Origin of the sequence: Nonomuraea soli (assembly GCF_013761175.1) — a bacterium.
Lineage (GTDB): Bacteria > Actinomycetota > Actinomycetes > Streptosporangiales > Streptosporangiaceae > Nonomuraea > Nonomuraea soli.
Genome location: NZ_JACDUR010000009.1, coordinates 175563 through 187782 on the forward strand (window position 1 = coordinate 175563; position 12220 = coordinate 187782).

At 69.0% G+C, this 12220-nt stretch carries 12 protein-coding genes; 7 read left to right on the forward strand and 5 right to left on the reverse strand.

The genetic code is table 11. The features are described from left to right. Positions 1 to 20: 20 nt before the first annotated feature. Together HNR30_RS39930 and HNR30_RS39935 are read right to left on the reverse strand one after the other, a co-directional pair. A complete protein-coding gene (locus tag HNR30_RS39930) occupies positions 21 to 425 on the reverse strand; it encodes a secondary thiamine-phosphate synthase enzyme YjbQ (RefSeq protein ID WP_181615380.1) in 405 nt (134 codons plus the stop codon). A gap of 10 nt (positions 426 to 435) precedes the next feature. Continuing rightward, positions 436 to 618, reverse strand: coding sequence for a DUF1918 domain-containing protein (locus HNR30_RS39935; RefSeq protein WP_181615381.1), 183 nt, complete (start codon positions 616 to 618; stop codon positions 436 to 438). Positions 619 to 966: 348 nt separating this feature from the next. Here HNR30_RS39935 and aceE point away from each other — a divergent pair, with 348 nt between their 5' ends. The 4 genes from aceE to HNR30_RS39955 all read left to right on the forward strand — a co-directional run bounded on the left by aceE (position 967) and on the right by HNR30_RS39955 (position 7768). Further along, entirely contained in the window at positions 967 to 3711 is a 2745-nt protein-coding gene (gene aceE / locus HNR30_RS39940; protein WP_181615382.1) for a pyruvate dehydrogenase (acetyl-transferring), homodimeric type, read from the forward strand. A gap of 99 nt (positions 3712 to 3810) precedes the next feature. Then, the gene (locus tag HNR30_RS39945; protein ID WP_181615383.1) at positions 3811 to 5358 is read left to right on the forward strand and encodes a S1 family peptidase; all 1548 of its coding nucleotides are present in this window, start codon (positions 3811 to 3813) and stop codon (positions 5356 to 5358) included. Positions 5359 to 5487: 129 nt separating this feature from the next. Further along, entirely contained in the window at positions 5488 to 6960 is a 1473-nt protein-coding gene (locus HNR30_RS39950; protein WP_246380124.1) for an alpha/beta hydrolase, read from the forward strand. Between the two features lie 70 nt (positions 6961 to 7030). Then, complete coding sequence (locus tag HNR30_RS39955) at positions 7031 to 7768, forward strand: maleylpyruvate isomerase family mycothiol-dependent enzyme (protein ID WP_181615385.1); 738 nt, start codon at positions 7031 to 7033, stop codon at positions 7766 to 7768. A gap of 120 nt (positions 7769 to 7888) precedes the next feature. On the opposite strand, the gene HNR30_RS39960 is transcribed toward HNR30_RS39955, so the two are convergent. The 3 genes from HNR30_RS39960 to HNR30_RS39970 all read right to left on the reverse strand — a co-directional run bounded on the left by HNR30_RS39960 (position 7889) and on the right by HNR30_RS39970 (position 10164). Beyond that, complete coding sequence (locus HNR30_RS39960; protein WP_181615386.1) at positions 7889 to 8254, reverse strand: VOC family protein; 366 nt, start codon at positions 8252 to 8254, stop codon at positions 7889 to 7891. Positions 8255 to 8329: 75 nt separating this feature from the next. Then, a complete protein-coding gene (locus tag HNR30_RS39965) occupies positions 8330 to 9055 on the reverse strand; it encodes a helix-turn-helix transcriptional regulator (protein WP_181615387.1) in 726 nt (241 codons plus the stop codon). Between the two features lie 86 nt (positions 9056 to 9141). Continuing rightward, complete coding sequence (locus HNR30_RS39970; protein ID WP_220134550.1) at positions 9142 to 10164, reverse strand: PHP domain-containing protein; 1023 nt, start codon at positions 10162 to 10164, stop codon at positions 9142 to 9144. Positions 10165 to 10246: 82 nt separating this feature from the next. Between HNR30_RS39970 and HNR30_RS39975 the strand changes: the two genes are divergently transcribed. The 3 genes from HNR30_RS39975 to HNR30_RS39985 are packed head-to-tail and all read left to right on the forward strand — an operon-like array spanning position 10247 to position 12218. Further along, complete coding sequence (locus HNR30_RS39975; RefSeq protein WP_181615388.1) at positions 10247 to 10636, forward strand: hypothetical protein; 390 nt, start codon at positions 10247 to 10249, stop codon at positions 10634 to 10636. Continuing rightward, positions 10633 to 11790 (forward strand): glutathionylspermidine synthase family protein, encoded by a 1158-nt coding sequence (locus tag HNR30_RS39980; RefSeq protein ID WP_181615389.1) that lies wholly within the window; start codon positions 10633 to 10635, stop codon positions 11788 to 11790. The genes HNR30_RS39975 and HNR30_RS39980 overlap by 4 nt, the downstream gene beginning before the upstream one ends. Then, positions 11787 to 12218, forward strand: coding sequence for a DUF350 domain-containing protein (locus HNR30_RS39985; RefSeq protein ID WP_181615390.1), 432 nt, complete (start codon positions 11787 to 11789; stop codon positions 12216 to 12218). The genes HNR30_RS39980 and HNR30_RS39985 overlap by 4 nt, the downstream gene beginning before the upstream one ends. The last annotated feature ends 2 nt before the right edge of the window (positions 12219 to 12220 follow it).

Here is a 12220-nt window from a genome sequence, read left to right on the forward strand (position 1 = left end):
TGACCCTCAGTCGTCAACGGTCAACCGCCGATGAACGACAACCTGACCTCACGTGTCTGGTTGTCGACGTTCAGGTCGACGAGGGCGATGGACTGCCAGGTGCCCAGCGCGAGCCGCCCGCGCAGCACGGGAACGGTGGCGTAGGGCGGAATCAGCCCGGGCATGACGTGCGACCTGCCGTGCCCTGGTGAACCGTGGCGGTGGCGCCAGTCGAAGCCGACGGGCAGCAGGTGGTCGAGGGCGGACAGCAGGTCGTCGTCGCTGCCGGCCCCGAGTTCGATCAGCGCCACGCCGGCGGTGGCATGCGGCACGAAGACGTGCAGCAGGCCGTCGCCCTGGTCGCGCACGAACTGTTCGCACTGGTGCGTGATGTCGTGCACGGTCTCGCGCGACCCCGTGGTCACGCTGATGACCTCAGATCTCACCTGGACAATCTTACCGGGGCTCGATGACCGCGTCCGGACCGGGATAGACCAGGCCGGTATGCCCGTCGTCGAATCTGACCAGGTACGGCGGGCCGCCGTCGGGCCCGCGGATCTCGATGATCTCTCCCGACCGGTTCCTCTGTCCTACGACGTGTCCGTGGACCAGGAGCCGGTCTCCCACCGTCGCGTTCATAGAAACCACATTGGTACGGCACGCGCCGCGCGGAAAGACCCACCTGGCAGAAACCTTGGGGTGTCCTACCCCTAGGCTGGGTCACATTCGCGCCGCAGGGGTGTTCTCCCACTCCCCGCCAGGGGAAGGTAAGCGGTATGACAGAAATTTCGTTCGTTTTCCGGTCTTGTTAAATGACGCCCTGCGTGTAACCTTTGCGGGGATTCGTCCTACCATCGGTGGTCTAGGCCACCTCAGGCGCATCACCAGCGGTTACTCGCCGGTAGAGATGCACTTTCCGCAGCCAGCGGTAAGGATGGAAGACGACCCACACGACAGACATCAGTCCACCTCGGAAGGCGAGACCCAGTGGCTTCCGGACGCCAGCGTTTCTCGATCATCAGCGACGGCCTACCCAGCCAGCTGCCTGATGTCGACCCCAGCGAGACCAACGAGTGGCTCGAGTCGCTCGACAACGTCGTGAAGACGGAGGGCCGGACCCGCGCCCGCTATCTCATGCTCCGCCTCCTGGAGAGGGCCCGTGAGCACCAGGTCGGCGTGCCCGGACTGCGCAGCACCGACTACATCAACACGATCCCGCCGGAGCGCGAACCCTGGTTCCCCGGCGACGAGCACGTGGAACGGCGCATCCGCGCCTACATCAGGTGGAACGCCGCCGTCATGGTCTCCCGGGCCAACGCCCGCACCAACGTGGGCGGCCACATCGCCACCTACGCCTCCGCCGCCTCCCTGTACGAAGTGGGCTTCAACCACTTCTTCCGCGGCAAGGACCACGGAGAGTCGGGCGACCAGGTCTTCTTCCAGGGCCACGCCGCCCCCGGCATCTACGCCCGCGCCTTCCTGGAGGGTCGCCTCAACGAGGCGCAGCTCGACGCCTTCCGCCAGGAGCTGAGCCACGGCTTCCACGGCCTGCCCAGCTACCCCCACCCGCGGCTCATGCCCGACTTCTGGGAGTTCCCGACCGTCTCCATGGGCCTGGGCCCGATCGGCGCGATCTACCAGGCGCGGTTCAACCGCTACCTGCTCAACCGCAAGATCAAGGACACCAGCCGCAGCCACGTCTGGGCGTTCCTGGGCGACGGCGAGATGGACGAGCCCGAGTCGCTCGGCGCGATCGGCATCGCCGCCCGCGAGGAGCTCGACAACCTCACCTTCGTCATCAACTGCAACCTGCAGCGGCTCGACGGCCCGGTGCGCGGCAACGGCAAGATCATCCAGGAGCTGGAGTCGTACTTCCGCGGCGCCGGCTGGAACGTCATCAAGGTCGTCTGGGGCCGCGAGTGGGATCCGCTGCTGGCGGCCGACGTCGACGGCGTGCTCGTCAACCAGATGAACACCACGCCCGACGGCCAGTTCCAGACCTACAGCGTCGAGTCCGGCGGCTACATCCGCGAGAACTTCTTCGGCTCCGACCCGCGCCTGCGCAAGATGGCCGAGCACCTGACCGACGACGACATCCGCAAGCTCAGCCGCGGCGGCCACGACTACCGCAAGGTGTTCGCGGCCTTCAAGGCGGCCCGCGAGCACGTCGGCCAGCCGACCGTCATCCTGGCCCAGACCATCAAGGGCTGGACCCTCGGCAAGGACTTCGAGGCGCGTAACGCCACGCACCAGATGAAGAAGATGTCGAAGGCCGAGCTCAAGGAGTTCCGCGACCGGCTCTACCTGCCGATCCCCGACTCCGCGCTCGAAGGCGACCTGCCCCCGTACTTCCACCCCGGTGAGAACGACGAGGAGATCGCCTACATGAAGGAGCGCCGCGCGGCTCTGGGCGGCGTGCTGCCCAAGCGCGTCGTGCGCGCCAAGGCGCTCAAGCTCCCCGGCGACGACGTCTACAAGCAGTTCTCCAAGGGCTCGGGCAAGCAGTCGGTGGCCACCACGATGGCCTTCGTCCGCCTGCTCAAGGACCTCATGCGCGACAAGGAGATCGGCCACCGCATCGTGCCGATCATCCCCGACGAGGCGCGCACGTTCGGCATGGACGCGATGTTCCCGAGCGCCAAGATCTACAACCCGCACGGCCAGACCTACGAGGCCGTCGACCGGGAGCTGCTGCTGTCCTACAAGGAGAGCGAGCAGGGCCAGATCCTGCACGAGGGCATCAACGAGGCCGGTTCGATGGCGTCGTACACCGCCGTGGGCTCGTCGTACGCGACGCACGGCGAGCACATGATCCCGATCTACATCTTCTACTCGATGTTCGGCTGGCAGCGCACCGGCGACCAGATGTGGCAGGCCGCCGACCAGATGACGCGCGGCTTCCTGCTGGGCGCCACCGCCGGCCGTACCACCCTGAACGGCGAGGGCCTGCAGCACGAAGACGGCCACACGCCGCTCATCGCCTCCACCAACCCGGCCGCGGTCAGCTACGACCCGAGCTGGGCCTGGGAGACGGCCTACATCGTCAAGGACGGCCTGCGGAGGATGTACGGCGAGCAGCCGGAGAACGTCTTCTACTACCTGACCGTCTACAACGAGCCGTACGTCCAGCCGGCCGAGCCCGCCGGGATCGACGTCGAGGGCCTGCTGAAGGGTCTGTACCTGTTCAGCAAGAACGACAGGCCGGGCCCCAAGGCCAACATCCTGTCCTCCGGCGTGGCCGGTCCCTGGGCCGTCGAGGCCCAGCGCCTGCTCGCCGAGGACTGGGGCGTGTCGGCGGACCTGTGGTCGGCCACCTCGTGGTCGGAGCTGCGCAGGGAGGCTCTCGCGTGCGAGGAGCACAACCTGCTCAACCCCGAGTCCGAGCAGCGGGTGCCGTACGTCACGCAGGCTCTCTCGGAGGCCGGTGGGCCGTTCGTGGGCGTCAGCGACTACATGCGGGCCGTGCAGGACCAGATCGCGCAGTGGGTGCCGGGTGACTGGAGCGCGCTGGGCACCGACGGGTTCGGCCTGTCCGACACCCGCTCGGCGCTGCGCCGCCACTTCCACGTCGACGCCGCGTCGATCACGCTGGCGGTGCTCACGCAGCTGGTCAAGCGGGGCGAGCTCGACGCGAAGGTGCTGCAGGAGGCCATCGCCAAGTACCACCTGAAGAACGGTGTCACCGAAGCAGGTGGCGCCGAGAGCAACGACGCCGAGTCCATGGGCGTCTGACCTTCCGCTGAAGGGGCGGTCCGCTGGGCGGGCCGCCCCTTTCGCGTTCACAAGACCGTCACAAGCCATCGCCAAGTGACATTCGGGATGGTGAGTGACGTGAAGCGATTTCTCCCCCTCATTGTGGCCGGCTTGCTGGTCACCGGCCCTGCCGCGCTCGCCGACGATCAGCCGCCGGTCCCGGTCGGCACCCGCATCGCCGCCCAGACGCATCCCGCGGTCCTGCTGACCATGCTCGACTACACCGCCAAGGTGACCATCCCCTCGGCGCAGATCAAGCAGAACGCCCTCAGCAGCCTGGCCGAGCAGGCCTCCGCGGAAGCGATCGCCGGCAAGATCGCCACCGACGAGCGCACCATCCTGAAGTGGATGTTCGAGCGCATGGCCGCCGACCCCGAGACCTACCTCGAGGCCGTCCTGCCGTACCGCAGCGTGGACGGCGAGGCCGGCGGCGCCTGCACGGGCTGGTGGGTGACGCCCGACGGCTACATGGTCACCGGCGCGCACTGCGTGCAGATGAGCGACCAGGACCTGGCGGCGGCCTTCTCCACGCAGGCGCTCAGGAAGTTCAACGAGGAGGACGCCAAGGAGGTCATCGGCGCCCTCGGCAAGAGCGGCGACGCCGAGACGCTGGCGCTGGCGCAGCAGCTGTTCGCCACCTTCAACAGCAACCACCTGGAGATCACCGGGCTGCAGCAGAGCCTGAACGTGGTGCAGACGCTGCCGGGCGGCGGCGTCGACAAGAGCGCCAAGCTGGTCCCCGCCGAGCTGGTCTCGGTGGGCGAGAACTACCCGGGCAAGGACTTCGCGCTGCTGAAGGTCAACGGGCTGCAGAACCTGCCGACGGTACCGCTGGGCGAGGACGCGGACGTGCGCACCGGCGACACCCTGTACATCAGCGGCTTCCCCGGCCTGGTCACCAACCTGGACTTCCTCAGCCTGGAGTCGCGCCTGGAGCCGGCGCTGACCGAGGGCCCCTACAACGCCCTGCGCAGCACCAAGTCCGGCGTGCCGTACATCCAGACGCAGGCGCCCTCCTACCACGGCAACTCCGGCGGGCCGGTCTTCTCCGCGAGCGGCAAGGTCATCGGCATGCTGATCGCCGGGACGGTCGACGCCACCGGCGCCGCCTCCGAGAGCGAGAGCTTCGTGCTGCCGGTCAGCGTGATCAAGGAGAAGCTCAACGAGAAGAACGTCAGCCCGTCCGCGTCGATCACCACCACCAAGTACGGCGAGGCGCTCAACGACTTCTTCAACCGCCACTACCAGGCCGCCCTGCCGAAGTTCCGTGAGGTCCAGGCCCTTCACCCGGCCCACCCGTATGTCGGCAAGTACGTGCAGGAGGCCCAGATGGCCATCTCCTCGGGCAAGGACGAGACGCCGTGGCCGATGTGGGTCTGGGCCGCGATGGGCGGCGGAGCGCTGCTGGTCGTGGGCCTGACGGTGCTGCTCGTCGTGCTGCTCAAGCGCCGCAGGAAGCCCCAGGTGGTGGTGCACCAGGGCTGGCAGCAGGGTCCCTGGGACAACACGCAGTACGTGCGGCCGCTGCCCTACGCCCCCCAGCACCCGCAGCCGCAGCCGCCCTCGCACCCCCATCACCACCCGCAGCAGCTGCCCTACAACCCGCACCAAAATTCTGGTCGCTGAATCGCGTCATAGATCGGTGGGCACCTCGTCTTGGAATGGTGAGGCGGCGAGTTCTGGAGGGGTGCTCGCCGCCTCACTCGTATTGTGGGTAGTGCTTCCCCCTTGGCAGAGGGGAAGACCATGCGCCGAATGCTGGCAGCCTGTGTGCTGATCGCGATTGTCCCGGCCTGCGGCGGGGGTGATTCGCAAGCCGAACGGGCCGCCGACCCGATCTCCTGGGGGGCGTGCAAGGACCTGGTCCGTCCCGACGGCCAGCCGCCGGCCAGCGCCGACCCCGCCCAGCAGTGCGCGACGTTGCCGGTGCCCCTCGACTACGCCAAGCCCGACGGTGAGAAGCTGGACGTGGCGATCATCCGCGTGCGCGCCACGGGGCGGCAGCGGCTCGGCTCTCTGGTGTTCAACTTCGGCGGCCCCGGCGCCTCGGGCGTCGACACGCTCGCCCAGGCGGCCAAGAGCTTCGGCGAGCTCAACGCCCGCTACGACCTGGTCAGCTTCGACCCGCGCGGCGTGGAGCGCAGCGCCGGCGTGAAGTGCGGCACGGGCGCCGACATGGACGCCTACACCTCGCTCGACACCCTGCCCGCCGACGCGGCGACCCGGGCCAGGACGGAGGCGGCCAACAAGAAGTTCGCGGCGTTGTGCCAGCAGGACTCGGGCAAGGTCCTGCCGTACGTGGGCACCGTGAACGCCGCCCGCGACATGGACCGGCTGCGCGACGCGCTGGGTGACGCCAAGCTCAACTACTTCGGCATGTCGTACGGCACGCAGCTCGGCGCCGTGTACGCCACGCTCTTCCCGGAGCTGTCCGGGCGCCTGGTCCTCGACGCCCCGCTGGACCCGTCCGTCTCCTTCGAACAGCGCACCCTCGTCCAGACCGCCGGGTTCCAGAAGGCCTACGAGAGCTTCCTGGCCGACTGCGTCAAGCAGGGTTGCGAGCTCGGCGCCACCGCCAAGGTCGCCAACCGCAAGGTCGAGGCCCTGATGGAGAAGCTGATCACCCAGCCGCTGACCGTGGACGGCAGGAAGCTCACGCAGGGACTGGCCGCCACCGGCGTCGCCGCCGCCCTCTACTCCGAGTACAGCTGGCCGCTGCTGGAGGAGGCGCTGAAGATGGCGATGGACGGCGACGGTTCCGCGCTGCTGTACCTGGCCGACAGCTACATCGGGCGGCAGGAGGACGGCTCCTACAACACCCAGATGTCGAGCTTCCCGGCGATCACCTGTGTCGACAGCGCCGAGCGTCCCGACGCGGCCACGCTGCTGCGGACCGAGGAGGCGGCGCTGAAGATCTCGCCGTTGTTCGGCGGGGCGGGGGCGGGCGCGATCTGCTCCGTGTGGCCGGTTCCCGGCAGCGACCAGGCCAGGCATGTGGACGCGACCGGGTCGGGGCCGATCCTCGTGGTGGCAGGCAAGGGCGACCCGGCCACGCCGTACGAGTGGGGTCCCAAGCTGACCGCCCAGCTCAAGACCGCGGTGCTGCTGACCTACGAGGGCGAGGGCCACGGGGCGTACGTGTCGGGCGACGAGTGTGTGCGCTCGGCGGTCAACGCCTACCTTCTGGACGGCAAGGTTCCGGCGGCGGGCACGAGCTGTCCCGCGTGACGTCGAAGGGTGCGGCGGGCTGGGGTTGACCGGCCAGGGCCACCAGCACCGCGCCGCTAGGCTCTGCGGCGTGACGAACTACCTTGAAGCGGTCGAAGCAGAGGTCGCCGCGGTCTCGCGGCTCCTGGCGGGGGCCGATGCCGAGACCCAGGTGCCGACCTGTCCCGGCTGGACGATCCGCGACCTGATCGTGCACCTCGGCGGCACTCACCGCTGGGTCACGCACATCGTCGCCACGGGCGCCACCGAGCGCGTGCCGTACCGGCAGGTCGTCACGGAGCCGTCGCCCTCCGACGACCTGGTGGAATGGCTCGGGTCGGGCGCTCGGGAGCTGCTCGCCGCGCTCGGGCAGGCCGATCCCGACGCCCCGGTGTGGGCCTGGGGCGAGGACCGGCACCAGCGCTTCTGGCCGCGCCGCATGCTGCACGAGACGATGATCCACCGGGCCGATCTGGAGATCGCGCTCGGGCTGTCGCCGGAGTTCGATCCCGCGCACGCCGTCGACGGCATCGACGAGTTTTTCGCCAACCTGCCCCACGCGCGCAGCATCGCGCCCCGGCTGGAGCGGCTGACCTCCTCGGGCGAGGTGGTGCACCTGCACGCGACCGATGTGGAGGGCGAGTGGCTCGTCACCCTGCCCCCGGCGGGCTACGCGTGGTCGCGCGGCCACGGCAAGGGCGACGCGGCCCTGCGCGGGCCGGTGTCGGACCTGCTCCTGGTGGTGTACGGCAGGCGCTCGCCCGACACGCTCACCGTTTTCGGAGACCGTGAGCTGCTGGAGCGCTGGATCACCACGACAGCCCTGTGAAACCCCGGGCGCGCCGCCGCTCGGCGGTCGGCGGCGAGCCCCGGGCGAAGCGGCGGGTTCACCCCCCGTGTCGGGGCCGCAGGGGAAGGCTGCGGCCGAGGGGGAGCCCCCGCCATGACGTCAGACCGCCTTGCCGTGGAAGATCCCGAAAAGGCTGCCCGACGTGTCACGGATGTAGGCGAAGTCGGTGGGGCCCTCTCCGACGCTGGAGAAGACGACCTTCCCGCCCAGTGACTCGGCCTGCTCGCAGGACCGGGTCACATCGGCGACCTGCACGTGGAACACCGCGTGCGAGGGGAGGTCGCCGTTGGTGTTGAACAGCCCGCCGACGTCGTCGTCGGAGCCGGAGTAGCCGATCCGGCGGTAGTCGAGCTGCTCTCCCTCGAAGCGAGCCCCGAAGCGCCATCCGAACAGGCCGCCGTAGAACCGCTCGGCGCCCTCGGGGTCGTCGGTCGCGACCTCGAACCACGTGACAGTGTTGTCCACCTGCATCCTCTCCTTCTCGAACACAAGAACGATATGGCGGGATGGCGACAACACTATGTCGGTGTTTTCGATTGACTAATCGAGAATCGCGCCCTGGACGATCATCTCGGGGACGTCGGCGACGTAGCCCTCCAGGGGACGGTCGGGCGCGCGCTCGGCGGTGACCAGGGCGCTCAGGATGCGGTCGAGGCGGAAGACGCGCACGTCGTCGCGCAGTCGGCACCAGGCCACTAAGTACCAGAAGCCGCCGCGACCGCCGAGGAAGACGCCGGGCTCCACGTCGCGCACGGTCAGCATGCCCTTGCGGTCGGCGTATTCGAGCTTGAGCACCTTGCGCCGCTGCAGGGCGTCCTCGATCGAGCGGGAGACTCCGGCGGGGCCCAGCGGGCGGATCTCCTCGGGCTGCTCGACCGGCGCCATCACCTGCACCCGGCGCGCGAGCTCGCGGGCCAGCTCCCCCTCGCGGCCCGGCATCGCCGCCACCACCTTGCGCAGCGCGGTGCGCGCCTGCTTGGCGAACGGCTGGTCGCCCGCGCGGCTGAGCGCCAGGGCGATGGCCACGGCCTCGGCGGGCGTGAAGTTGAGCGGCGGCAGCGACATGGCCTTGTCGAGGGTGTAACCGCCCTTGCGTCCGGGCTCGGCGTAGATCGGCACGCCGGACTCCTGCAGCGCGATGATGTCGCGCTCGATGGTCCGGACGCTCACCTCGTAGCGCTCGGCCAGCTCGCGGGCGGAGCGGCGGCGCGGGGCGATCGCGCGCAGGTCTTCGACGAGCGCGTAGAGCCGGTCGGTACGGTTCACAACCGTGACGGTACGTGGCGCCACCGACAATCTCGCCGATCCGGAAAGCCAGGTATCCCGACGAATAGGGAGATGCAGCGCGACGGTTAGGTCGTCCGCCACTCCAGGAGCCGCTCCAGCGGCCAGGTGTTGATCACCCGCTCCGCCTCGACACCGGCCAGCGCCGCCCGCTCGCACCCGAACCGCTGCCAGTCGAGCTGCCCCGGCGCGTGCGCGTCGGAGTCGATGGAGAAGACGCACTCCATCTCGTAGGCCAGCCGCATCAGCCGCTTCGGAGGGTCCTGACGGTCCGGCCGCGAGTTGATCTCCACGGCCACCCCGAACCTGCGGCAGGCCTCGAAGACCAGCTCGGCGTCGAACTCCGACTCCGGCCTGATCCCGCCGCGCCGCCCGCCCGCCCTGACGATGCGCCCCGTGCAGTGGCCCAGCACGTCGACCAGCGGGTTGGCGATGGCGGTGACCATCCGCTTGGTCATCTCGTAGCGGTTCATCCGCAGCTTGGAGTGCACGCTGGCGACGACGACGTCCAGCGAGGCGAGCAGGTGGGGGTCCTGGTCGAGGGTGCCGTCGGGCATGATGTCGACCTCGATCCCGGTGAGGATGCGGAACGGCGCCAGCTTGTCGTTGAGCGCGGCCACCTCGTCGAGCTGGCGGCGCAGCCGGGCGGCCGACAGCCCGTTGGCCACGGCCAGCCGGGGCGAGTGGTCGGTCAGCGCCAGGTAGGAGTGACCGAGCGCCCTGGCCGCCCCGGCCATCTCGGCGATGGGCGAACCTCCGTCGGACCAGTCGGAGTGGCTGTGCAGGTCGCCCTTGAGCGCGGCGCGCAGGTCGGCCGCGGCGGCGGGCAGATCGGTGCCCTCGGTGGCCTGCAACCGGCGCAGGTACGTCGGGACCTGCCCGGCGAGCGCCTCGGTGACCGCAAGCGCCGTCACCTTGCCGATGCCGGGGAGCGAGGCGAGCTCGCCCGTCGACGCCAGCCGTACGAGCTCGTCGTGGTCGAGGTCGCCGACCACGGCGGCGGCGCGGCGGAAGGCGCGCACGCGGAAGGTCGGCTCTCCCGCGCGCTCCAGCAGGAAAGCGATGTCGTTCAGCGCTTGAACAGGCTCCATTGAGCCAATACTGCCCTCAGAAACTGGGCACCAAGCAGGGACCTAAAGCGTTGATAAGGTGACAAGTGCGAATTGGAGCTCGATGAAACCAGCCACTCCGGCGAAACCGCCGAAAAGTAAAGCGTCCAAGGCGATCACGCTGACCATCGTGGGCGCGGTGGGCGTCCTCATGATCGGTTATTGCGCCGCCCAGATGGACGACGACGACGTCGTAGCCGACTGCGTCGACACCACCACCCAGCTGCCCGACGGCTCGTACGCCGTGGTCGACGACGACTACTGCGACAACACGACCTACCGCTCGGGCGGCGGCGGCAGCGCGTTCCTCTGGTACTACGCCGGCACCCGCGTCGGCGCGCGCGTCCACAGGGGGAGCACGATCCGCCCCTCCAACGTCAACATCACCAGCCGCAGCGGCGCCAAGTCGATCCAGCGCGGCGGTTTCGGCGGGCGCGGGAGCAGCGGCAGTTGAGAAGGCACGACTCCCGGCCGCGCGACGGCTGGGAAGAGATCATCGAGAACCAGGGACTGGCCTACCACCGCGCGGCACACCCGAGCGGCCTGTCCAGGCCGTACTGGGACGAGTCCGTGCACTACGGTTTCTCGCTCGACGAGGTCGAGTCGATCGAGGCGCAGGTGGAGGAGCTCCACCGGATGTGCCTGGAGACGGTCGAACACGTCGTCAAGCACAACCGCTTCAGAGACTTCGCCATCCCCGAGTGGGCCTGGCACGAGATCGCCATGAGCTGGCAACGGCGTGACCCGCACGTCTACGGCCGCTTCGACCTGCGCTACGACGGCACGGGTCCGGCCAAGCTGCTGGAGTACAACGCCGACACCCCGACGAGCCTGCTGGAGGCGTCGGTGGTGCAGTGGTTCTGGCTGCAGGACGTCTTCCCCGGCGACGACCAGTGGAACTCCATCCACGAGCGGCTGATCGCGCGGTGGGGCGAACTCGTCCTGCCCACGGGACCCACCCACTTCGCCTGGACGTCCATGGACCGCACGGGCGAGGAGGCGATGACCATCGCCTACCTTCAGGACACCGCCTCCCAGGCCGGTCTCTACACGATGGAGATCGCCATGGAGGACATCGGCTGGGACGCCGGCAACCGGCGTTTCATCGACCTGGAGGGCCGGATCATCAGGTCGGCGTTCAAGCTCTACCCCTGGGAGTGGATGCTGAACGACGCCTTCGGCGGCCATGCCGTACGGCACGCGGCCTCGACCACGTGGATCGAGCCGCTGTGGAAGACGCTGCTGTCGAACAAGGCGCTGCTGGCGCTGCTGTGGGAGCTCTATCCCGGGCACCCGAACCTGCTGCCCGCCTACCTCGACGGGCCGCGCGACATGTCCTCCTACATCAGCAAACCACTGCTCGGCCGGGAGGGCGCCTCGATGCGTATCGTGACCCCCCACGGCAGCCAGGAGACCGGCGGGTCCTACGGCGCGGAAGGCCACGTGTTCCAGGCATTCGAAGCCCTGCCCGACTTCGGGGGTCAGCGGCCGGTGCTCGGAGCCTGGATGGTGGCCGACGAGTCCGCGGGCTTGGGCATCCGCGAGACCAGTGGTTTGATCACCGACGACACCTCTTCCTTCGTGCCACACCGAATCGAGCAACAATGACCCTCGTTGAGACCCTCCTGCGCGGCGCGGGAGCCATCGCCGCCTACGCCGCCGTCGGCGTCATCCTGCTCATCATCGGCTTCTACGTGATCGACTGGGCCATTCCCGGCAAGCTCAGCCAGATCATCAAGGTCGAGCGCAACCCCAACGCCACCCTGCTCACCACCAGCGGCCTGGCCGCCGTGGGCCTGATCGTGGCCGCCTCCATCTGGGCCTCGGGCGGGCGTCTCGTCGAGGGCCTGACCGCCACGGCGGTCTTCGGCCTGGTCGGCATCGCCGTGCAGACGATCGGCATGGTCGTCTTCGACAAGGTCATCGGCATCTCCATCAAGGACCTGGTCACCGAGAGCGACCTGCAGCCCGGCACCCGGCTGCTGGCCACGACGCACCTGGCCATCGGCCTCATCACCGCCGTAGCGGTCATCTGACA

What these genes read in the sequence shown, in the direction of transcription:
- HNR30_RS39935 (WP_181615381.1), bottom strand. Translation starts at nt 618, where the DNA reads ATGAACGCGACGGTGGGAGACCGGCTCCTGGTCCACGGACACGTCGTA.
- HNR30_RS39950 (WP_246380124.1), top strand. Translation starts at nt 5,488, where the DNA reads ATGCTGGCAGCCTGTGTGCTGATCGCGATTGTCCCGGCCTGCGGCGGG.
- HNR30_RS39970 (WP_220134550.1), bottom strand. Translation starts at nt 10,164, where the DNA reads ATGGAGCCTGTTCAAGCGCTGAACGACATCGCTTTCCTGCTGGAGCGC.
- HNR30_RS39975 (WP_181615388.1), top strand. Translation starts at nt 10,247, where the DNA reads ATGAAACCAGCCACTCCGGCGAAACCGCCGAAAAGTAAAGCGTCCAAG.
- HNR30_RS39985 (WP_181615390.1), top strand. Translation starts at nt 11,787, where the DNA reads ATGACCCTCGTTGAGACCCTCCTGCGCGGCGCGGGAGCCATCGCCGCC.